Origin of the sequence: Clavibacter sepedonicus (assembly GCF_000069225.1) — a bacterium.
Taxonomy (GTDB): domain Bacteria; phylum Actinomycetota; class Actinomycetes; order Actinomycetales; family Microbacteriaceae; genus Clavibacter; species Clavibacter sepedonicus.
Genome location: NC_010407.1, coordinates 1,138,954 through 1,159,864, shown reverse-complemented (window position 1 = coordinate 1,159,864; position 20,911 = coordinate 1,138,954). Strand labels below are relative to the sequence as shown.

Genomic DNA, 20,911 nt, shown 5'->3' with positions numbered 1-20,911 from the left:
TGCCATGGCCACACCTCTAAGTCCGACAATCACACTCGCGACGTCTGTGCACGCTCAGCCTGGCGTTTACGCGTTACTCCTCGGCTCAGGCGTGTCACAGGCCTCCGGAATTCCCACCGGATGGGGCGTCATACAGGACCTGATCCGAAAAGTCGCGACGCTTGAGCATGGAGCGGATCGGGACGCGGTCGCCGGGGCGACTCAAGACCCCGAGGCATGGTGGCTTGAGCACCATGGGGAGAAGCTGGGATACTCGACTCTTCTCGCGACCCTAGCCACTACGCCGGCAGCTCGACAAGGACTCCTTGCCCCCTATTTCGAACCCCCGTCAACCGATGACACGGATATCGATAAACAACCGACCAGAGCACATAGGGCAATCGCGCAATTAGTCAAGCGTGGATACATCAAAGTCATAATTACCACCAACTTTGATCGCCTACTAGAAGTCGCATTGTCAGAAGTTGGGATTGGCGCGCAAGTAGCCGCAAGACCAGAGGCCGTCGCGGGCTTACAGCCGCTTGCCCATGCTCCCGCGACGATAATCAAGATCCACGGCGACTATCGTGATATTGAATCGTTGAACACAAGCGAGGAGCTGTCGGAATATGCCGAACCATGGAAATCGGTACTCGGCCAAATTTTTGAACAATATGGTCTTGTGATATCTGGCTGGTCCGCCGAGTGGGACGTTGCCCTCGTGCGCGAACTAGAAGCTGCCTCAAGCCGGCGCTATCCTATTTTCTGGGACTCGCACTCCGGGACGGGCCCCGCAGCACAAAAATTCGCCAACATTCTGCAAGCGTCAATAGTTCCATGTTCCAGTGCCGACGGCATGTTCGCGGGCCTGCTCGCGAACATAGAAGCATTGACTGACATGCAGCAAGAATCATTGAGCGTGGATTTGAAGATCGCTAAATTGAAGAGATGCTTGCCGGCGCCGTCTCGTCGAATCGAACTTTATGATTTGATCAATTCCGAAATAAAGTCCATTCGAACCCATACGGAGACAGTCGCCACTAGAACACAGCTCGGTTCCACGGGCTACGACAAGGTTGTTGCGGAGTCCTTCGAGCATTGCAGCGACCTCCTGCAAATGCTTTCCGCGGGCGTTTTCCACGACGACGGCACCCATGAGGCCCTCTGGGTGCGCACTCTTCAAACTCTTTTAAACCTACGCACGCCTCCTTCCGGCTCATACAGTGCGTACGCTTTAGCCCTGCAGCATCTCCCTGCACAATTGGCATTCTTCACCATGGGCGCGGTTTTAGTAAACGAACATCGAGACGCTTTACTAACCCGACTTGCCTTCGAACCCACTTGGCAAGAGCCGTACAATGCGTCGCCAGCGAAAAAAGCCTGCAAAACATTGGGGCTAAACAGTTTACTCAACTTTGACCTAGTTCAATCGTTACCACGATGGAATAACGGTCGCGGAGGGAACTGGCTTTACCCGCAAAGCCATCTTGCCCGAGAACTCATCGATGCGCCTTTGTCGAAATTGCTCGACGACATTAGCTTGCCAAACTTGTTTGATGATCTCGAGTATCGCATCGCTGTACTGCAATGGCTTTCTGGTAGTCGTAATCCTCAGTCAGGGGAATATTTAAGCGAAGGCAGTTATGACAGCGATGGTACGAGGACAGTCACCAGACGCCTTCTAGTAGACGCCCTTAATCCCAGCATGATGACTGCTTACACTTCCAGCCAGGCTCCTTCTCTGGCCGTGACACTAAGTGCTATGGAAGAAAAGCTTCAGAGAAATACGCGCTGGTGACGTTTGGGACAGGTCGTGTGGCACCGTACGCCACCTTGGCGACTAGCTCTGCCAAAACAGAGCAGCCCTCGCCCTAGGGTGGGTCCCTGACACGGGGTGCCCACGAGGGCTGAGATGAGACCCGTCGCACCTGATCCGGTTCGCACCGGCGGAGGGATGTCATCATGAGCGCTCTGCGCCCATCCACGGGAACGATCACGCGGGGGACGCCGACCTCGGCGGATCTCCTCCTCCAGCTGCGGGAGCGCCAGCCGCTCGTGCAGTGCATCACCAACGCGGTCGTCACCGGCTTCACCGCGAACGTCCTGCTCGCGCTGGGTGCCGCGCCCGCGATGACGGACGTGCCGACCGAGTCCGGGCCGTTCGCGCGCATCGCGTCAGGCGTGCTCATCAACCTCGGCACGCCGCACGCCGAGCAGCGGGAGGCCGCGGTCGAGGCCGCGCACGCGGCGCGCGACGCGGGGACGCCGTGGGTGCTGGATCCCGTCGCGGTCGGCGCCCTGCCGGTGCGCACGCGGCTCGCGCACGAGCTCGTGGCGCTGTCGCCGACCATCGTGCGCGGCAACGCGTCGGAGATCATCGCGCTCGCGACGGGCGGCGCGGGCGGCCGCGGGGTCGACGCCACCGACGAGGTCGAGGCCGCGCTCGACGCCGCGAGCCTGCTGGCGCGCACCTACGGCACGGTCGTCGCGGTCTCCGGCGCGGTCGACCACATCACGGACGGCCACCGGCTCGTGCGCGTGCACACGGGTGACGCGTGGCTCACGAAGGTGACGGGCGGCGGCTGCGCGCTTGGGGCCGTGATGACGGCGTTCGCGTCGACGGATCCGGATCCGCTGCGGGCCGCCGTCGCCGCGACCAGCGGCTACACGATCGCGGCCGACATCGCCGCCGAGGGGGCGCGCGGGCCGGGATCCTTCGCGGTCGGGCTGCTCGACGCGCTCGACGCCGTCACGCCCGAGCTCGTCGCCCAAAGTGAGCGCCTGTCGTGATCGGGCTCGACCTCTCCGTCTACCTCGTCACCGACCCCGCGCTCTGCGGCGCGCGCGGCGTGCCCGCGGTCGTCGCCGCGGCGGTGGCGGGCGGGGCGACGGCGGTGCAGATCCGCGACAAGCACGCGAGCGCGGCGGAGCTGCTGGCGACGGTCGTCGCGGCGGCGGATGCCATCGACGCGCATGCCTCCGCGCATCCGACGGCCCCGCGGCCGCTGCTCCTCGTGGACGACCGCGTCGACGTCGTGCTCGCGGCCCTCGCCCGCGGTGCCCGCGTGGACGGCGTGCACGTCGGCCAGTCGGACGTGCCGGCCGACCTCGTGCGGCGGATGCTCGACGCCGCGAGCCCCGACCGCCGCCTCGTCGTCGGCCTCACGGCGAACACGCCCGCGCACGTGGAGGCGTTGCGCGCGCTCCCCGCGGGCACGGTCGACTACCTCGGCGTCGGCGTGATCCGGCCCACGAGCACCAAGCCGGACCACCCGGCGCCGCTCGGGCACGACGGGTTCGGGATCATCGCCGGGCTCTCCCCCGTGCCGTGCGTCGCGATCGGCGGGGTGGATGTGCGCGACGTGGACGCGATCGCGGCGGCGGGCGGCGCGGGGACGGCCGTCGTCTCCGCCATCTGCGCGGCGGAGGATCCCGAGGCGGCGGCGCGCGAGCTCGCGGAGGCGCGGGCGCGGGCGCGGGCGCGTCCCGCGACGACGGGCGATGCGACGGACGACCCGGCCGAGGTCGTCGCATCGTCCGAGGACCACGCGCCCCCGCTCCGCCCGGTCCCCCGCGTCCTCAGCATCGCCGGCACGGATCCGACCGGCGGAGCGGGCATCCAGGCCGACCTTAAGTCCATCGCGGCGAACGGCGGCTACGGCATGGCCGTCGTCACGGCGCTCGTCGCGCAGAACACGACGGGCGTCCGCGAGATCCACGTGCCGCCCGTCGCGTTCCTGCGCGCGCAGCTCGACGCGGTCTCCGACGACGTCGCGATCGACGCCGTGAAGATCGGCATGCTCGGATCCGCCGCCGTGGTCGACGAGGTCGCCGCCTGGCTCGGTGCGGTGCGCCCGCCGGTCGTGGTGCTGGATCCGGTGATGGTCGCGCAATCCGGCGACGCGCTCCTCGACGCCGACGCGACCGAGGCGCTCCGCCGCCTGCTGCCGCTCGCCGACGTCGTCACCCCGAACCTGCCCGAGCTCGCCGCGCTCCTCGGCGAGCGCGAGGCCGACGGCTGGGAGGCGGCCCTCGCGCAGGGGCGGACCCTCGCGACCCGGCACGGCGTCCGCGTGGTCGTCAAGGGCGGGCACCTGCGCGTCGACGACTGCCCGGACGCGCTCGTCACGCCGGGCGCGGGCGGCGCGGGTCCGACGGCGCACGTCGTCGACGGGCCGCGCATCGCGACCACCAGCACCCACGGCACCGGCTGCTCCCTTTCGAGCGCGCTCGCGACCCTGCAGCCGCGTCGCGACGACTGGCGGGCGGCGCTCACGGAGGCGAAGGCCTGGCTCACCGGATCGCTCGCGCACGCGGAGGACCTCGGGGTCGGATCCGGCGCCGGCCCGCTCGACCACCTGCGCGCGCTGTGGGACGCCGCGGGCACGCATGCCGGGCCGATCTCGGCGGAGATGTGGGCGGGATCCGCCGGCCTCCGCCGCGAGATCGACGACCTCCCCTTCGTCCGCCGCCTGGGCGACGGCACCCTCCCCGAGGCGTGGTTCTCGCACTACCTCGCGCAGGACGCCATCTACCTCCGCGCGTACTCGCGGGTGCTCGCGCGGGCGAGCCAGCTCGCGCCCGCGCCCGACGCGCAGGTGGTCTGGGCGCGCTCGGCGGCGGACGCGATCGCCGCGGAGTCGGCGCTGCACGAGGAGTGGCTGTCCCGGCATCCCGCGCCCGCGGTCGCCGGCCCGGTGACGCGCGCCTACGTCGACCACCTGCTCGCGCACGCGGCCACGAGCGACTACGCGGTGCTCGTCGCGGCGCTGCTGCCCTGCTTCACCATCTACGCCGACGTGGGGACCCGGCTCCGGGCGGCGGGATCCGAGGCGGCGGCCGCGGGCGTCGCGCACCCATACGCGGCGTGGCTGGCGACCTACGCGGATCCGGCGTTCGCGGAGGCGACCCGGCGCGCGTCCGAGCTGGTCGACGAGGCGGCGGTGCTCGCGGGTCCGACCCGGCGCGCGGCGATGCTCGAGGCGTCGCTCCTGTCGTCCGCGTACGAGCGCGACTTCTTCCACGCCCCGGAGGCGCTCGGCTGACACGGGGCGCGCTCCCCGGGATGCGCCCTCCGCCGCCGGCGTGCACCCTGGGGATGCCCCGGCCCGCTTCCAGCCGTCCCCGCGGGAGGATCCTCGTGCCCCGACGCGACACCGCGCCGGGGCTCCCCGTTCCACGACCCGGGCACCCGCGTGCCCGACGGAGAGGACACCGCATGCGCGTCCAGGCCGAGACCCCCGCGATCACGATGCCCGACCACCAGTTCACGGGCGAGGTCCGCCTGCGCTGGCTCTCCACCCCGCAGACCCCCGAGCAGCGCGCGGTCGTCGCGGCCGTCACCTTCCCGCCGGGCGCCCGCACCGTGTGGCACTCCCACGTCCTCGGCCAGACGCTGCACGTGACCTCGGGCATCGCCCGCGTGGGCACGCGCGGCGGCGAGGTGGTCGAGGTCGGGCCCGGCGGATCCGTCTACATCGAGGCGGGCGAGGAGCACTGGCACGGCGCAACGGCCCACGCGCCGATGGAGCACATCGCGGTGCTCGAGGACGGCGACGACCCGGTCGACGCGACCACCTGGGGCCCGCACGTGACGGACGAGGAGTTCCTCCGGCCGGCCGCCCCCGCATCCGTGGCGACGCCGACCGCCACCCCGGCCGCCGCGCTCCCCGTCCCGCTCGGAGCGCCCGTGCTCGTGCACGCGCTGCGCTACACGGCGATGTACGGCGAGAAGCCGTTCGACGAGGCGCTGCTCGTGTACCTCGACAACGGCTCGTACAAGATCCTCTCCCCCGGCGAGGAGCACTACGGCAGCTACGTGTCGGCGTCGGAGACGGGCGTCGCGCCGCGGCACGTCGCGTTCCTGTCGTGGCCGTCGGACGACTGGCACCGCAACGTCGCCAGCCACACGCTCACGTTCTCCGACGACACGGGCGCCTTCATCCAGTCGCTCGTGCTGCCCGGCGACGCGGTGCCGCGCGCGCAGCACGGCTTCGCGGAGGTGGTCGCGGATCCCGAGCGCGTCGACATGACGGCGTCGTGGGACACGCTGCGGGTCACGCACGCGGCCTCGTTCGAGCGCCTCGCGGAGCGCGTGCGGCAGCTCTGACGTGACGGGGCGGTCCGCGGCCCGCCCCGGCGCTACACTCGATCCACCCGAGCGCCTCCTCCTCTGCTGGTGAGGCACGCGACCCGAGCCGAGCGCCTCCCGGAAGCCAGGACCATGACCACCACCACCTCGCCGCGCACCCGCGGCCAGCGCCTCGACGCCCTCCCCTGGACCCGCGCGCACTCGCGCATCCTCGGCGGGAGCGGCGTCGGCTGGGCGCTCGACGCGATGGACGTCGGCCTCATCTCGTTCGTCATCGCCCAGCTCGCGGTGGTGTGGGAGGCGGACGCCGGGCAGCTCGGCCTCGTCGCGTCCGCGGGCTTCCTCGGCATGGCGATCGGCGCGAGCGTCGGGGGCCTCGTCGCGGACCGCATCGGCCGCCGCCAGGTGTTCGCGCTCACGCTGCTCGTCTACGGGGTGGCGACGGGCGTCTCGGCGCTCGCCATGTCGGTGGGCGCGCTCATCGCGCTCCGCTTCGTCGTGGGGCTCGGTCTCGGCGCGGAGCTGCCCGTCGCCTCGACGCTCGTGAGCGAGTTCTCGCCCGCCCGGATCCGGGGACGCGTCATCGTGATCCTCGAGTCGTCCTGGGCTGTCGGCTGGACGGCCGCGGCGCTCATCGGCTACCTCGTGATCACCGCGAGCGACGACGGCTGGCGGTGGGCGCTCGCGCTCGGCGCCGTGCCCGCGGTGTGGGCGATCGTCGTGCGGCTGCGCCTACCGGAGTCGGTGCGGTTCCTCGAGGCCAAGGGGCGGCACCGGGAGGCCGAGCGGGTCGTGCGCGACCTCGAGGTCGCGGCGGGGGCGGATCCCGCGACGGATGCCGCCGCGGCGTCGACGGCCGAGGCCCGGGCGGCGGACGCGGCCACCGGCACGGATGCCGCGCCGGCAGACGCCACGCCCCGCGAGCGCCTGTTCGGCGTGCGCCTGCGCCGCCGCACGCTCTCCCTCTGGATCGTGTGGTTCTGCGTCAACTTCGCCTACTACGGCGCCTTCATCTGGCTGCCGACGCTGCTCGTCGCGCAGGGCTTCTCGCTCGTGCGGTCGTTCGAGTACACGCTGCTCATCACGCTCGCGCAGCTGCCGGGCTACGCGGTCTCCGCCTGGATCGTCGAGAAGTGGGGGCGCCGTGTGACTCTCGCGGTCTTCCTCGCGGGATCCGCGGTCTCGGCCGGCCTCTTCGGCACCGCGGACTCCGTGACCGCGATCCTCGTGTTCGGCGCCCTCATGTCGTTCTCGAACCTCGGCGCGTGGGGCGCGCTCTACGCCGTGACGCCCGAGCTGTACCCGACCCGCGTGCGCGCGACGGGCGCCGGCAGCGCGGCGGGCTTCGGCCGGCTCGCCTCCATCGCCGCACCGCTGTGCGTGCCGCCGCTGCTGGCGCTCGGCGGCGTCGCGCTGCCGTTCGGCGTCTTCGCGGGCGTCTTCGCGCTGGCCGCGGCCGCCGCGCTCACGCTGCCGGATCTCCGCGGCGCGACGCTCGAGGACTGAGTGCGCGGATCCGCTCGATACGCTCGGAGTCCCGACCGCGAGGAGCAGACGTGATCCTGAACTTCGTCCTCTACCCCGTCATGGCCATCGTGGCGATCCTCATCGCCTTCGCCGTCATCGGCACCAGACGCTCGAACCCGACGCAGGACGCGCAGGACGCCGTCGCCCGCGAACGCCGCGCGGCCCGCAAGGCGGAGCGCCAGCGTCGGAGGACTGAACGCGGCTGATCCGCCCTGGGGAGCGTCGGCCCGCGCGCCCGCGGATCGCCAATCATGGCGTCATGCACCCCGAGCAGCTGCGGCGCCGGCAGGACTGCAAGCGGGACCCCGGGAGGTGACGAGTTCGGCGAACACCTTGCGACGACGCCCGCAGCGTCAGCCCGACGCGCGACAGAGCGAGCGAGCACACTTCCGTCCCGGCATTCGAACACTGTGGAGAACTCGCGCTCAGGAGGCACTGAAAGAGGACCGTTCCTTCAATCCCGTACAGAAGGAAGCGATGAGATCGCTATCGCTCAAACGACTCTCGCTCCTGGTAGCGCTCACGCTGGTGCCGCTCGCCGCTGCTGCACCCGCCTTCGCCTCCGCTCCCTCCGCTGCCTAAGCCACCGGTGCCACCGCCGCGGCCGGGGGTCTCGCCGCCACGATCTGTGCTGCACTCGGACCCGAGACTGGTGGTGTCGGATGCATCGCCGCTGGGGGCCTCGGCGTTACGATCGTGGCCATCGTCGCGGCCCATGGGGTCTGCCCCAACAATCAGAACTACCGCATCTACATCCTCAGCTTGGAAGGGCAGTGCCGAAATGACTGAACCGACGATTCGTAATCGCAGGACGCGCGCTGTCGTGCTCACCGCTGTCATCACCGCTTTTTACCTCTTCGCCACGCTCGTAGTGGCTCCCCTAGCCGCGGGCGAGAATGCGATGACTCGCACGTTTCCAGCGGGCGTGTTCGGTGTGCCCCTCTTCGCATTCAGCTACCTAGTGCTCCTGAAGATCCCTCGTCTCCTCGGCCGAGGAAGGTAGCAGTAAGCCGAAACCGAGCACGCACGACGCCCCCGCGACCAGCAGGCGGATTCTCGTGGTCGTCGCAACACCTGATGATTTAGATGGTTGTCAGTAGAGCACGCATTCGCTCGGCTGGGGTGTCCCAGTCGAGCGTTTTGCGTGGTCGGCCGTTGAGCTGCTGAGCGACATGTTCGAGGTCGGCGGAGGTATGGGCGGCGAGATCGGTGCCCTTAGGGAAGTACTGGCGCAGGAGTCCGTTGGTGTTCTCGTTGCTGCCGCGTTGCCAGGGTGAGTGCGGATCGCAGAAATAGACCGGGATTCCGGCCTGGATGCTGATCTGGCGGTGGCTCGCCATCTCAGCGCCCTGGTCCCAGGTCAACGATCCACGTAGGTGTGCAGGCAGGGTGCTGATCAAGGGCACGAGCACGTCACGGACTTCCTCGGCGGTATGCCCGCCGGGGAGATGGCCGAGCATGACGTAGCGGGTGGTGCGTTCGACCAGAGTCACGATCGCGGACTGTGAGCTCGTGCCGACGATCAGATCACCCTCCCAATGCCCAGGGACTGCCCGGTCCTCGATCTCCGCGGGCCGGTCAGCGATCATGACCATCGGGTCCACGAACCGTTGAGTGCGATGCTCTGGGCGGGTGCGGGGTCTGCGGCGGGTGCGGCCGGTGCGTAACGCGTCGGCGACTTCGCGGCGCAGTCCGCCGCGGGCCTGGACGTAGATCGCTTGGTAGATCGTCTCCGTGCTCACCCGCATACTCTCCTCGCCCGGGAACTCCCGAACCAGCAGGCGGGAGATCTGCTCCGGTGACCAGCGCAGCATCAGCTTGCGTGCGACGTAGTCCCGCAGCGGCCCGTCCTGAGCGAGCTTCGCCCGCTTCGGACGAGAGCGGCTCGCTGCCCAGGCCCGGTGCGCCGCGTGGGGCTGGTAGGTCCCCGCGACCGTGCGGGCATCGAGCTCGCGTTTGATCGTCGATGCCGGCCGACCCAGAACCCGCCCGATCGCGCGCAGCGACAGGTCCTGACGGCGCAGATCCGCGATCGTCTCCCGCTCGATCACGGTCAGGAACCGCGGATGCAGAACAGCGTCGACAGCGGGCAGACGCGGTCCCGTGATGGTAGCCATCCCGGTGTTGTACTCGATCCGCCGACCATCAGCATGAATCCGAACACTGCCCCGCTTCATCCAGCCGCGGTCCCAGTCCTGCGCAGTGCGCTCATGCACACCGACCCGCGACGCGGCTACCCGCCGGGACATCCCCTCCACGCGGAGCCGCTCGTACTCGCCACGCCCTGGATGCCCCGCTGTACCGGACTTCCCGCGCCCACGCACACCAGCCGTGCGCGCCCACCCGTACGCGGTGTTCCGACTCACCCCGACCACAGCCGCAGCAGCCGTGATGCTGCCATCGACCCGGTCCAGTACCTCGAAGAACTCCCGCCGCAACTCACCCGAAACCACGATCCCCGCAACCCCCTGAACTCAGGGTGTTGCGGGGACCACGAGAATCCGCCGCAGGTCGCGGGGGCGTCGTCATGTCGTGCGTCGAGCGGGTCAGCCCGCCGCCAGCGCCTCCTCGAGGAGGTGCGAGAGCGCGTCGAGCTGGACGGAGGTGGATCCGGACTCGTCAAAGTCCTCGCCGTCGAGCGCGCGCGCCGCGAGGCCCGCCTTGCTGTCGATGAGCTCGGCGATCACTGACCGACCTAGCACTTCCTCTCCTACCGCTGGCGGACCCTGCGGACAAGTCGTGCTCGACAGCCACTCATGGAGGATGGTGACCTTCACCACAACCAGCTAAGAGGAAAAATGAAAAAACAATTACTGACACAGGTGGCCGCAGTCGCGGTGCTAGCCATGTCGTCCTTTGCAGTAACACCATCCGTTTACGCGGAACCGTCAGCCAGCCGCACTCCCTCTAAAGTGCAGGCGAGCATGAGCCACTCGAATTCAGCGCAAACCACTCACGCGTCCATTCTCCGCGACTCGGCTGAGCGTCGTGAGCTCGCGAGCGATCTTACGCGCGGCCCAGCAGACCGCACCACCGCTACTACGCCGTACGGACAGCGTGTGACCTACCACCTCTCCGGCCACGCGCTTATCTCCTTCACCTATACACCCAATGGAGACGCCTTAGTCGACCCAGGCTCGGAAGGTGGCCCAGGCGAATCGTTGGTGGGAGTCGGCGCTGACCCGTTCCCCTACATCAGCCTCGACTCCAGCGAACAGGCCGCCGGGGCCGTGGGCGCGGCGCGGACCATTGCGCTTGCCGTGTGCGCGGCGGTCGGGCCGGAAACCGCAGGAGTAGGGTGCGGCATCGGCGCCGGACTTGGCGCGACGGTCATCGGTATTCTGACTGCTCATGGCATCTGCCCGGGTGGGCAAAATCTCCGCATCTACCTCGCTACGCTTGCCGCACAGTGTCGCCATTACTGAATCAGAAAACCGTCAAAGTTCACGGCGCACCCGCGCCTTCACGTCATCGAGCATCGTGGTCGCCTTTTTTCTCTTCTCGCAGCTGGTTGTCGTGCCTCTTGTGGGAGGGACGACGATTTCCTCGCACGCGATCCCTGCGACCATAGGAGCGATAATGCTCTTCGGCGCGACATATCTTGTCTCCGTAAAATTGTCGGGACGACTTCATCGTCGACGCGACTAATAGGAGTTCCATGCGACGATGCCCGGGCTACCTCGAGTTGAGATAGCCCGGGCATCGTCGTGTAGAGCCGGTCTGAGGTCAGCCCGCCGCCAGCGCCTCCTCGAGGAGGTGCGACAGGGCGTCGAGCTGGACGGACGTGGATCCGGCCTCGTCGAAGTCCTCGCCGTCGAGCGCGCGCGCCGCGAGGCCCGCCTTGCCGTCGATGAGCTCGGCGAGCTTCGCGTCGATGGTCTGCGCCGCGATGATCCGCCACGCGGTGACGGGCTCCTCCTGGCCGATGCGGTGCACGCGGTCGATGGCCTGCGTCTCCTCGGCGCTCGTCCAGCTGAGCTCCGCAAGCACGACGTTCGACGCGGCCTGCAGGTTGAGCCCGACGCCCGCCGCGGTGAGCGAGCACACCACGACCTTCACCTCGGGGTCGTTCTGGAAGGAGTCGATCGCGTTCTGGCGCGCGGCCGGCGACTGGTCGCCGCGGATGGACACGCTCTTCAGCTCGCGCTTCGCGAACGTGGCCTCGGCCTGGTCCATCACGTCGACGTGCTTCGCGAAGAACACGACCTTGCCCACGGAGCGGGCGAGCTGCGCAGCGTAGTCGGCCGCGAGCACGGCCTTGGCCTGACCGATGCGGCGGACCATGGTGAACACGTTCTCGCCGGTCTTCTGCGCCTTGGCCTCGTCGAGCTCGGACTGCGCGACGAGCCGCACGAGGCTCGCGCGCTCGGACGCCGGTCCGTCCATGACGTCGGCGACGGTGGTGCCGCGCGCGCCGACGAGCGCCGTGAAGCGCTTGACGAGGCGGGCGGCGAGCTCGCGCTCGGCCTGGCGGATGGAGCGGCCCAGGTCGTCGTCGAGCTCGACCGGGAGATCCGCGATGCGCTTGGACGGCAGGTCGGTGGCCACGTCGATCTTGCGGCGGCGCACGATGCCGAGGTCGATGACCGCGCGACGCGCCTCGGCGAAGAAGCCGGGATCGGCCGGCGTGAGGCCCGCCTCCTCCAGCTCCCCCATGAGGCGCGACGTGGGCTTGTCGCCGTCGATCCAGCCGAGGAACTGCCAGATGGCGCGGAAGTCGTCGATGTCGTTGATGAGCGGCGTGCCCGTCAGCGCCATGAGCAGCGGGTTCGACTGGCGCTGGCGGATGCTCTCGGCGAGCGCGAGCACGAACTTGGAGCGCTGCGACTGCAGGTTCTTGATGAAGTGCGCCTCGTCGACGACCATGCCGCGGAAGCCGAGCGTGCGCAGCCAGCCGATGTGCCGGTCGAGCACCTCGTAGTTGACGATGACCACGTCGGCGAAGGCGTCGAGGCCGAGGCCGTCGCCGTGGATCACCGTGGCGCGGCGGTGCGGCGTCCACCGCTCGACCTCGCGCTTCCAGTTCATCTTCACGACGTTCGGCACGACGACGAGCAGCGGGTACGCGTCGGCGACGGACGCCGCGAGCAGCGCCTGCGCGGTCTTGCCGAGGCCCGGCTCGTCGGCGAGCAGGAACTCGCGGTGGCCGAGGCGCACGCTCTCGAGGAAGCGCGCCTGGTGGCGCATGAGCTCGAGGCCGTGCGGCGAGAGGCGGTCGATGCGGGGGCTCTCGGGCAGATCCATGCTCGCGATGCCGCCGCCGGCGCCGTACTCGAACGACTTGAACAGCGGGCCGAGCAGCTCCCAGTTCGCGAGCCTCCGGGTGGGCGGCGCGGCGGGCGCGGGCCGGTCGAGGTCGGGCTCGAGGAACGGGTTCGCGAGCACGCGGGCCTTGACGGACGGCGGCACCACCTGGCGCTCGACGAGCTTGGCGAGGGCGGGATCCTCGGGCTCGGGCTCCGGCTCCTCCTCCACGACCATCTCCACGCCGCCGTCGAAGAGCATGTGCTTGCGCATGGCGCGGGCGGTCTCGGAGAGCTTGGCGTCGGGATCCAGCAGCGGCAGCACCGAGGTGTCCCGCGCGGCCGTGCGGGCCAGGATGCTCGCGATGCCGTCGAGGCGCTTCAGGGTCTCGGCGCGCTCGGGGTCGCTGAGCGGGGTGGCCGGGTCCTTCGCGTGCGTGCGCTCCTCGCGCATCAGCACGGCGATGACCTGGAACTTCGTGCGGTTGACGGGCTTGAGCTTGCCGCGCTGGGCGGCCTGCTCGATCTCGCGCACGGCGCGGGCCAGCACGGGGATGAGCCCCTCGTTGTCGATCGTGCGCGTGCGGGCGGAGGACCGCCGCTGGCCGGTGCGAGCCATGCAACTCCTTGTTCACTGCCGGGGCCAGGCGCTGCCTGCGCTCCCGGATCGGAAGGACGTGAGCCCGTCGCGCACGGTGACGCGTGCGGTCGGACGGTGGCGAGGGGACCTGCCTCGAGCAACCGGGGTTCCGGGTCGGGGGGTGGGATGTGGGTCCGCCGCCTGCACCCGGCCGCCTCGGGGAGGACGGGCACACGGAGAGTTTAGGGCACGCGGGAGCCGGTGCGCGCCGGTGTGCGCGGTGCGGCTCGGCCCGGCCCGGTCGCCGCGGACGGCCCCGGCCTAGGGTGGATGCATGACGGATCAGGCGACACCCGCAGCCAGCAACGAGGCGGGCGCTCCCGGCCGCTACGTGGAAGAGGGTGAGTTCACCCGCGACACGAACTACATCGAGGACCGGATCCTCCGCGACGGCTCGCAGGGCTGGCCCGTCGAGGCCGGCCGCTACCGCCTCGTCGCGGCGCGCGCGTGCCCGTGGGCGAACCGCTCGGTCATCGTCCGACGCCTCCTCGGCCTCGAGGACGCCATCTCCCTCGGCCTCCCCGGCCCTACGCACGACGCCCGCAGCTGGACCTTCGACCTCGACCCCGCCGGCCGTGACCCGGTCCTCGGCACCGAGCGCCTGCAGGAGTCGTTCTTCGCGCGCTTCCCCGACTACCCGCGCGGGATCACCGTGCCGGCGCTCGTCGACATCCCCTCCGGTCAGGTGGTCACCAACGACTACCCGCAGATCACGCTCGACCTCTCCACCGAGTGGACCGAGCACCACCGCGAGGGCGCCCCCGACCTCTACCCCGTTCCCCTGCGAGCGGAGATCGACGAGGTGGCCGACCTCGTCTTCCGCGACGTGAACAACGGCGTCTACCGCTGCGGGTTCGCGGGATCGCAGGAGGCCTACGAGAAGGCCTACGACCGCCTCTTCGGCCGGCTCGACTGGCTGAGCGACCGGCTCGCCACGCAGCGCTACCTCGTGGGCGACACCATCACCGAGGCCGACGTGCGCCTCTTCACCACGCTCGCCCGCTTCGACGCCGTCTACCACGGGCACTTCAAGTGCAACCGGCAGAAGCTCGACGAGATGCCCGTGCTGTGGGCGTACGCGCGCGACCTGTTCCAGACTCCCGGCTTCGGCGACACCATCGACTTCGTGCAGATCAAGCAGCACTACTACCTGACGCACACCGACATCAACCCGACGCGCGTCGTGCCGGTAGGCCCCGAGACGTGGGGCTGGCTCGAGCCGCACGGGCGCGAGGAGCTGGGCGGCCGCCCGTTCGGCGACGGCACGCCTCCCGGCCCGGTCCGCGAGGGCGAGCGCGTGCCCGAGGGCCACGGCGCGGTCCCGCGCGGCGAGCGCGAGACGCGGCCCTCCGAGGCGCGGGCATCGGTCTCCGGGACGCCCGTGCCCGGGACGGCCGACGCCGGATCCGCAGGTCCCGCCTGATGGCCGGGCGCACCGCTCCCGGCACGCTCACCCGCCGTCGCCGGATCCTCGGCATCGCCATCCGGCACGTCCCGGCCGTCGCGCGCTCGCTCCGCGGCACCCCGGCGGCGGGCACGCGCGTCGTCCGCTTCGCCGCCGGCCAGCAGGGCGTCCCGCTCGAGGTCGCCGTGTGGACGCCGCCCGGCCACGACCGCTCGGCGACCGGATCCCCCGTGCTCGTCGTCCTCGCGCGGCACGACGGCGACTGGCTGCCCTCGACGCTCGCGAAGGACCTCCGCGCGGTGGTCGTGACCATGGCGCCGGACGACGACGCGCAGGCGCTCGGCGGGCTGTCGTGGATCGCGTCGCACGCGGCCGGCTGGAACGGCACGCCGGAGCGGCTCGGGATCCTGGGCGACGGCGAGGGCGCCGATCGCGCGCTCCGCATCACGGCGCTCGCCCGCGACGCGGACGGTCCCGCCGTGCTGCGGCTCGTGCTCGTGAGCCCGTCCGGCGACGTGCCGAGCGTCGGATCCGCCGACCACCAGGGCCACGGCCTCGACCGGCTGCCCGACGCGCTCGTGCACGTGGGCGCCGCGGATCCGCGCCTGGACCACGTCGTCGAGGGCGTCGCGGCGCTGAAGGCGGCGGGGATGAAGGCGCGGCTCGTGCGGATCCCCCGCGCCGACCAGGGCTGGCTCGCCTACCCGGCGGCCGACCCGGCGCTCGCACGCCGGTCGCTCGACGAGATCGTCGCCTACCTGCGGCGGGGCCTCACCGAGGAGCGCGCGTTCGGGGTCGGCCCGGCGTAGGGGCGTCGTCCACGGGCACCTTCACGAGGATGCCCGCGGCGATGAACACGATCGCGGCGACGTACTGCAGCGACTGCCACGTGACAGCCTCGACCGGGATCACGGCGACCGGGTTCCACATCACGGCGACGGCCGCGAGCAGCGCGGCGCTCCACCAGCTGCGGGCGCGCACCGAGAACACGATCATGATGAGCGCGAAGATCGCGACCGCGAAGCGCACGACCGTGAACAGCTCGCCGTCGATCACCGCGAAGCCGGCCAGCAGCACGATGGCGCCCAGGAGCCCGGGCGCGAGCGAGGGACGGGTGAACGCGGGGGCGGCGGGGGTGCGGGTCACCGGGCCAGTCTGCCAGCGCGCGCCGGGTGCGGGCCGTGGCTCGGATAGCGTGGACGAGCCCGACCCGCCCCGACCCCGAGGAGCCCCCATGCGCGCCGTCGTCTACGAGAGGTTCGGCGAGACGCCCGTCGTCCGCGAGCTGCCGGATCCCGTGCCGTCCGCCGGCGGCGTCGTCGTGCGCGTCGAGGCGACGGGCGTCTGCCGCAGCGACGCGCACGGCTGGCTCGGCCATGACGACGGCATCGAGCTCCCGCAGGTGCCGGGGCACGAGCTGGTCGGGCGGATCCACCAGGTCGGACCCGAGGTGACGCGCTTCCACGTGGGCGACCGCGTCACCGTCCCGTTCGTCTGCGCGTGCGGCCGCTGCGCCGAGTGCCGCGCCGGGAACGGCCAGGTGTGCCGGGACCAGACGCAGCCGGGCTTCACGCACTGGGGGTCGTTCGCCGAGCTCGTCGCGCTGCACGACGCCGACGTGAACCTCATCCCCGTGCCCGACGAGCTCGACGCGGGCGCCGCCGCCCTCCTCGGCTGCCGCTTCGCCACCGCCTTCCGCGGGCTGGTGCACCGCGCCAGGATCCGGCGCGGCGAGCACCTCCTCGTCATCGGCTGCGGCGGCGTCGGCCTCAGCGCGGTGATGATCGGCGTCGCCGTGGGCGCGGAGGTCATCGCGGTCGACGTGGATCCCGCGGCCCTCGCGCGCGCGTCGGAGCTCGGTGCCGAGTACACGATCGACTCCTCGGACCTCTCGGAGCTCGACGTCCTCGACGCGATCCACGCGGTCTCGCCCGACGGCGTGCAGGTGTCGGTCGAGGCGCTCGGCCGCGAGTCCACGCTGCGGATCAGCGTGCTCGCGCTCGCGCCGACCGGCCGGCAGGTGCAGATCGGCCTGTTCGCGACCGAGCCGACCGTGCCCGTGCCGTTCGTCATCAGCCAGGAGCTGAGCATGCACGGCAGCCACGGCATGCCCGCGCACGACTACGCCGAGCTGATGGCCATGGTCGCCTCGGGCGCGCTGAAGCCCGAGCTGCTCATCGAGCACCGCATCACGCTCGACGAGGCTCCGGCCGCGCTCGAGGCGCTCGCGTCGGGCGACCGCTCGGCGGGGATCACGCTGGTCGAGGTCGGCTGAGCGGAGCGCGGGCCGCTACAGCGCGCCCTGCAGCTCCGAGCCGGCCGGGATGGGCGTGAGCCGGGTGACGACGGCGGGCCCCGTGATGAGGCCGGCGAGCGACGCGCCCATGCGCGCCACCGCCTCGCCCGCGCCGTGCGCGTCGAGGTCCTCCTCGGACGACCACTTCTCGAGCATCACGATGGTGCCGTCGGGGGCGTCGTGGATCGCGTAGACCTCGCAGCCCTCCTCCTCGTGCACCTCGGCGATGCCGCGGGACAGGGCGGCGACCGCCTCGTCGTGCTTGCCCTCGACGGGCGTGAAGACGGCGGTGACGACGACGGGCTGGGACATGGGATCTCCTCGGTTCGGTGTGGGACGGTTCGGGGTAGGACGGGACGCGTGCGCGGGATCGCTCACGGCCGCGGGATGTTCCGCAGGTTCGAGCGGGCGAGCTTCACGGCCTCGCCGACGCCGCCGTTCATCACGATCTTCGACATCGAGAGCGCGAAGCCCTTCACCTGCGCGGCCGTGATCTCCGGCGGGATGGAGAGCGCCATCGGGTCGGTGACGAGGTCGACGAGCGCGGGCCCGTCGTGCGCGAACGCCGCTTCGAGCGCGCCGCGGATGTCGGCCGGGTCCTCGACGCGCTGGGAGTGGATCCCGAGCGCGGCCGCCACCGCGGCGTAGTCGACCATGGGCACGTCGACGCCGAAGTCCGGGATCCCGTCGACGAGCATCTCGACCTTCACGAGCCCGAGCGTCGAGTTGTTGAAGACGACGACCTTGACGGGCAGCTGGTACGCCGCGACCGTCACGAGCTCCCCCATGAGCATCGAGAGCCCGCCGTCGCCCGAGACCGACACGACCTGGCGCTCCGGGTACGCGATCTGCGCGCCGATCGCCATCGGCAGCGCGTTGGCCATGGATCCGTGCACGAGCGACCCGAGCATTCGCCGGCGCCCGTTCGGGGTGATGTAGCGCGCCGTCCACACGTTGCACATGCCGGTGTCGCTCAGGAAGACGGCATCGTCGCTCGCGACCTCGTCGAGGATGCTGGCCGCGTACTCGGGGTGGATCGGCGTCAGCTTCTCCGCCTTCGTCGTGTACGCGCCGACGACCTGCTCGACCTTCTTGTCCTGCTCCTTGAGCAGCTTGTCGAGGAACCGGCGGTCCGTCTTCCGCTCGACCAGCGGCAGCACGGCGCGGATCGTGGAGAGGGCGTCGCCGTGGATCGCGATGTCGACGTCGGTGCGGCGGCCGAGGCGCTCGGGCGCGATGTCGATCTGCGCGGTCCGCACCTCCTTGCCCGGCAGGAACTGGTCGTAGGGGAAGTCGGTGCCGATGAGGATCAGCAGGTCGGCGCCCGCGATGCCTGCGGCCGCGGCGCCGTAGCCGATGAGGCCGGTCATGCCGACGTCGAACGGGTTGTCGTGCTGGATGACGTCCTTGCCGCGCAGCGAGTGGCCGACGGGCGCGGCGATCTTGTCGGCGAGCTCCATGAGCTCGGCGTGCGCGGATCCCGCGCCGCGGCCCGCGAAGATCGCGACGCTCCCCGCCTCGTCGATGGCGGCGGCGAGCGCGCGCACGTCCTCCTCGGCCGGGACGATCGCCGGTCGCCGCGGGACCGAGAAGACCGGCGCCTCGCCCTCCGCCTCGAACTCCGCCACGTCGCCGGGCAGCGTGATGACGCTGACGCCGCCGAGCGCGAGGGAGTGCCGCATCGCCTGGTCGACGACGCGCGGCGCCTGCACCGCGGTCGAGATCATCTCCGTGTAGTGCGAGCACTCGACGAAGAGGCGGTCGGGGTGGGTCTCCTGGAAGTAGCCGGACCCGATCTGGTTCGTCGTGATGTGGCTCGCGATCGCGAGCACGGGCGCGCCCGAGCGGTGCGCGTCGTACAGGCCGTTGATGAGGTGCAGGTGGCCCGGCCCGCAGGATCCGGCGCACACGGCGAGCTTCCCCGTGAGCTGCGCCTCGGCGGATGCGGCGAACGCGCCCGCCTCCTCGTTCCGCACGTGGATCCAGTCGATGCCGCCCTTGCGGCTCCCGCCCGTGCGCCGCACCGCGTCCACGACCGGGTTGAGGCTATCGCCCACCACCCCGTAGATGCGACTGACCCCCGCCGCGAGGAGCTGGGAGATGAGCTGATCGGCGACCGTGCGTGCCATGGTGCGTCCTTCCGTCGGTGCCTCCAGTCAATACCCGCCGCCTCCGCGCGACCTCCGCGCGACGCGCCCTCCGGGAATGCGACCGCGCCAGGCGCGTTGACCATCAGGTGACCGACACGACGACCGATCCCGCCCGACCCGCCGACCCCGACGCCCTCGCCGCATACGACGCCTGGCACCGCGCCCGTCTCGCCGCCGTGACGAGCCCCTTCGGCAGCCTCGCGCTCATCCAGACGACGTGGCTCGAGCCCGGCCGGGAGGTCAGCGACCTCGAGGCGCTCGACGGCCAGCCCGACACCGTGCAGCTCACGCGGATCGAGCGCACCTCGCTCGACACCGGCGAGCCCGAGTACGGCTACCGGCTCTGGGACTCGGCGAGCCCGAAGAACCGCGCGTTCGAGGACATCGAGGTCTACCCGTACGCGCCCGAGTGGATCCTCGAGGGCCGCTTCGAGCGCGTCGACGACGACCGCGTGATCCCCTTCGAGCACATCGCCGACGCCGGTCGCACGCGCGAGCTGCCCGTGCCCGGCGACATCGTCGTGGAGATCGAGGGGTCCGAGGTGCGCCTCAGCGCCTTCGCCGACGGCGACCGCCTCCAGCTCGTCTTCGCGGACGCCACCACCGGCCGCGAGAGCTACGCGCCCAGCCGCTTCCTCTTCCTCCCCCGCCCCGACGGCGACGGGCCCGTGACCCTCGACTTCACGCGCGCCGTCGTCCCGCCCTGCGGCTTCTCCGACTGGATGAACTGCCCGCTCCCGCCCGCCGGCAACCGGCTGACCGCGGCCGTCCGGGCGGGCGAGCGCCAGGTGGTCTACCGCGACGAGGCCTGAGCCGCGGCTGCGCCGGGCCGGGGTTCCCGCGCCCTCGCCTGGTTGACTGCGATCCATGGACAGGACACCCCTTTTTCCGGACCGCGTCGACGCCGTCGTCTTCGACGTCATCGGCACGCTCGTCGACGAGGACGCGACCTGGGCGCGCGTGGCCGACGAGATCGCCGCCGAGGCAGGGCTGGCCTCCGCGACGGAACTCCGGCGGCGGCGGGAGGGGAACCTCGACGCGCGGATGTCCGCCGTCGTCAGGGGTGACGCCCCGTGGCAGCCGCATGCCGAGCTCATGGGCGCGGCGGCGGTCGAGGCGGTCGCCGGGCTCGGCGGGGACCCCACCCCGGGGATCCGCGCGCGAGCCGCACGTTCCGACCGCGAGCACCGCGCGTGGCCCGACGTCCCAGAGGCGACGGCCGCGCTCCGTCGAGAGCGTCTCGTCGCCGGTCTCAGCAACGGGGACCTCGCCGCGCTCGCCCGACTGGCGCACGCGGAGGCGATCGCGTGGGACGCCATCCTCTCCAGCGGATCCGTCCGCACCTTCAAGCCCGCGCCCGCCGCCTACCGGCACGCCATCGACGCGCTCGACCTGGATCCCGCGCGCACCCTGTTCCTCGCCGCCCACCCGTGGGACCTGCGCGCGGCCTCCGCGCACGGCTTCCGCACGGCGTACGTCGCGCGCCCGGGCGCCGAGCGCCCCGGAGCCGGCGACCTCGTGGACCTGGAGGTCGCCGACCTCGGCGAGCTGGTCCGGGCGCTCGCCTGAGCGACCGGACC

At 70.9% G+C, this 20,911-nt stretch carries 18 protein-coding genes and 1 riboswitch; of the genes, 12 read left to right on the top strand and 6 right to left on the bottom strand.

Translation table 11 applies throughout. The features are described 5' to 3' along the window. Positions 1-91 precede the first annotated feature (91 nt). The 6 genes from CMS_RS16540 to CMS_RS17315 all read left to right on the top strand — a co-directional run bounded on the left by CMS_RS16540 (position 92) and on the right by CMS_RS17315 (position 7,803). Positions 92-1,777, top strand: coding sequence for an SIR2 family protein (locus CMS_RS16540; RefSeq protein WP_158309438.1), 1,686 nt, complete (start codon positions 92-94; stop codon positions 1,775-1,777). Between the two features lie 82 nt (positions 1,778-1,859). Continuing rightward, a riboswitch (TPP riboswitch) is annotated at positions 1,860-1,951 on the top strand. Next, complete coding sequence (gene thiM / locus CMS_RS05485; protein ID WP_012298506.1) at positions 1,942-2,769, top strand: hydroxyethylthiazole kinase; 828 nt, start codon at positions 1,942-1,944, stop codon at positions 2,767-2,769. (Overlaps the previous riboswitch by 10 nt.) Then, positions 2,766-5,024, top strand: coding sequence for a bifunctional hydroxymethylpyrimidine kinase/phosphomethylpyrimidine kinase (locus tag CMS_RS05480; RefSeq protein WP_012298505.1), 2,259 nt, complete (start codon positions 2,766-2,768; stop codon positions 5,022-5,024). Before thiM ends, CMS_RS05480 begins: the two co-directional genes overlap by 4 nt. 173 nt (positions 5,025-5,197) lie before the next feature. Beyond that, positions 5,198-6,088: a cupin domain-containing protein gene (locus tag CMS_RS05475; RefSeq protein WP_012298504.1), complete on the top strand. Its 891-nt coding sequence runs from the start codon at positions 5,198-5,200 to the stop codon at positions 6,086-6,088. A gap of 114 nt (positions 6,089-6,202) precedes the next feature. After that, a complete protein-coding gene (locus CMS_RS05470; RefSeq protein WP_012298503.1) occupies positions 6,203-7,576 on the top strand; it encodes an MFS transporter in 1,374 nt (457 codons plus the stop codon). 50 nt (positions 7,577-7,626) lie between these two features. Beyond that, entirely contained in the window at positions 7,627-7,803 is a 177-nt protein-coding gene (locus CMS_RS17315; protein ID WP_012298502.1) for a hypothetical protein, read from the top strand. 876 nt (positions 7,804-8,679) lie between these two features. On the opposite strand, the gene CMS_RS05455 is transcribed toward CMS_RS17315, so the two are convergent. Beyond that, a complete protein-coding gene (locus tag CMS_RS05455) occupies positions 8,680-9,846 on the bottom strand; it encodes an IS30-like element ISCmi3 family transposase (RefSeq protein WP_076612010.1) in 1,167 nt (388 codons plus the stop codon). A gap of 297 nt (positions 9,847-10,143) precedes the next feature. Next, on the bottom strand, positions 10,144-10,299 hold the full coding sequence (locus CMS_RS17310) for a hypothetical protein (RefSeq protein ID WP_158309437.1): 156 nt from the start codon (positions 10,297-10,299) through the stop codon (positions 10,144-10,146). A gap of 54 nt (positions 10,300-10,353) precedes the next feature. Between CMS_RS17310 and CMS_RS17305 the strand changes: the two genes are divergently transcribed. Further along, positions 10,354-11,022: a hypothetical protein gene (locus CMS_RS17305; protein WP_158309436.1), complete on the top strand. Its 669-nt coding sequence runs from the start codon at positions 10,354-10,356 to the stop codon at positions 11,020-11,022. Positions 11,023-11,323: 301 nt separating this feature from the next. Here the strand turns inward: CMS_RS17305 and CMS_RS05450 are convergent, their stop codons facing one another. Next, positions 11,324-13,459, bottom strand: a complete 2,136-nt coding sequence (locus CMS_RS05450) for a DEAD/DEAH box helicase (protein WP_041464446.1) — start codon at positions 13,457-13,459, stop codon at positions 11,324-11,326. Positions 13,460-13,754: 295 nt separating this feature from the next. Here CMS_RS05450 and CMS_RS05445 point away from each other — a divergent pair, with 295 nt between their 5' ends. Together CMS_RS05445 and CMS_RS05440 are read left to right on the top strand one after the other, a co-directional pair. Continuing rightward, positions 13,755-14,903, top strand: a complete 1,149-nt coding sequence (locus tag CMS_RS05445) for a glutathione S-transferase family protein (protein ID WP_041464445.1) — start codon at positions 13,755-13,757, stop codon at positions 14,901-14,903. Beyond that, entirely contained in the window at positions 14,903-15,694 is a 792-nt protein-coding gene (locus CMS_RS05440; RefSeq protein WP_012298494.1) for an alpha/beta hydrolase, read from the top strand. Before CMS_RS05445 ends, CMS_RS05440 begins: the two co-directional genes overlap by 1 nt. Here the strand turns inward: CMS_RS05440 and CMS_RS05435 are convergent. Beyond that, positions 15,657-16,031: a DUF6804 family protein gene (locus CMS_RS05435; RefSeq protein WP_012298493.1), complete on the bottom strand. Its 375-nt coding sequence runs from the start codon at positions 16,029-16,031 to the stop codon at positions 15,657-15,659. The two genes, CMS_RS05440 and CMS_RS05435, sit on opposite strands and share 38 nt — an antisense overlap. Positions 16,032-16,119: 88 nt before the next feature. On the opposite strand from CMS_RS05435, the gene CMS_RS05430 reads away from it, so the two are divergent. Next, entirely contained in the window at positions 16,120-17,160 is a 1,041-nt protein-coding gene (locus tag CMS_RS05430) for a zinc-dependent alcohol dehydrogenase family protein (protein WP_041464444.1), read from the top strand. Positions 17,161-17,175: 15 nt separating this feature from the next. Here CMS_RS05430 and CMS_RS05425 read toward each other — a convergent pair whose 3' ends face one another. Both CMS_RS05425 and CMS_RS05420 read right to left on the bottom strand, forming a co-directional pair. Further along, on the bottom strand, positions 17,176-17,493 hold the full coding sequence (locus CMS_RS05425) for a putative quinol monooxygenase (RefSeq protein ID WP_012298491.1): 318 nt from the start codon (positions 17,491-17,493) through the stop codon (positions 17,176-17,178). Between the two features lie 62 nt (positions 17,494-17,555). Beyond that, on the bottom strand, positions 17,556-19,310 hold the full coding sequence (locus CMS_RS05420; protein WP_012298490.1) for a pyruvate dehydrogenase: 1,755 nt from the start codon (positions 19,308-19,310) through the stop codon (positions 17,556-17,558). A gap of 107 nt (positions 19,311-19,417) precedes the next feature. Between CMS_RS05420 and CMS_RS05415 the strand changes: the two genes are divergently transcribed. Next, the gene (locus CMS_RS05415; protein WP_012298489.1) at positions 19,418-20,143 is read left to right on the top strand and encodes a DUF1684 domain-containing protein; all 726 of its coding nucleotides are present in this window, start codon (positions 19,418-19,420) and stop codon (positions 20,141-20,143) included. A gap of 55 nt (positions 20,144-20,198) precedes the next feature. After that, positions 20,199-20,900, top strand: a complete 702-nt coding sequence (locus CMS_RS05410) for a haloacid dehalogenase type II (protein WP_012298488.1) — start codon at positions 20,199-20,201, stop codon at positions 20,898-20,900. The last annotated feature ends 11 nt before the right edge of the window (positions 20,901-20,911 follow it).

Bases quoted from the DNA above. Each gene is read 5' to 3' on its own strand.
- CMS_RS17305 (WP_158309436.1), top strand. From the start codon at position 10,354: ATGGAGGATGGTGACCTTCACCACAACCAGCTAAGAGGAAAAATGAAA.
- CMS_RS05450 (WP_041464446.1), bottom strand. From the start codon at position 13,459: ATGGCTCGCACCGGCCAGCGGCGGTCCTCCGCCCGCACGCGCACGATC.
- CMS_RS05410 (WP_012298488.1), top strand. From the start codon at position 20,199: ATGGACAGGACACCCCTTTTTCCGGACCGCGTCGACGCCGTCGTCTTC.
- CMS_RS05445 (WP_041464445.1), top strand. From the start codon at position 13,755: ATGACGGATCAGGCGACACCCGCAGCCAGCAACGAGGCGGGCGCTCCC.
- thiM (WP_012298506.1), top strand. From the start codon at position 1,942: ATGAGCGCTCTGCGCCCATCCACGGGAACGATCACGCGGGGGACGCCG.
- CMS_RS05470 (WP_012298503.1), top strand. From the start codon at position 6,203: ATGACCACCACCACCTCGCCGCGCACCCGCGGCCAGCGCCTCGACGCC.
- CMS_RS05475 (WP_012298504.1), top strand. From the start codon at position 5,198: ATGCGCGTCCAGGCCGAGACCCCCGCGATCACGATGCCCGACCACCAG.
- CMS_RS05430 (WP_041464444.1), top strand. From the start codon at position 16,120: ATGCGCGCCGTCGTCTACGAGAGGTTCGGCGAGACGCCCGTCGTCCGC.
- CMS_RS05420 (WP_012298490.1), bottom strand. From the start codon at position 19,310: ATGGCACGCACGGTCGCCGATCAGCTCATCTCCCAGCTCCTCGCGGCG.
- CMS_RS05425 (WP_012298491.1), bottom strand. From the start codon at position 17,493: ATGTCCCAGCCCGTCGTCGTCACCGCCGTCTTCACGCCCGTCGAGGGC.
- CMS_RS05455 (WP_076612010.1), bottom strand. From the start codon at position 9,846: ATGTCCCGGCGGGTAGCCGCGTCGCGGGTCGGTGTGCATGAGCGCACT.
- CMS_RS05440 (WP_012298494.1), top strand. From the start codon at position 14,903: ATGGCCGGGCGCACCGCTCCCGGCACGCTCACCCGCCGTCGCCGGATC.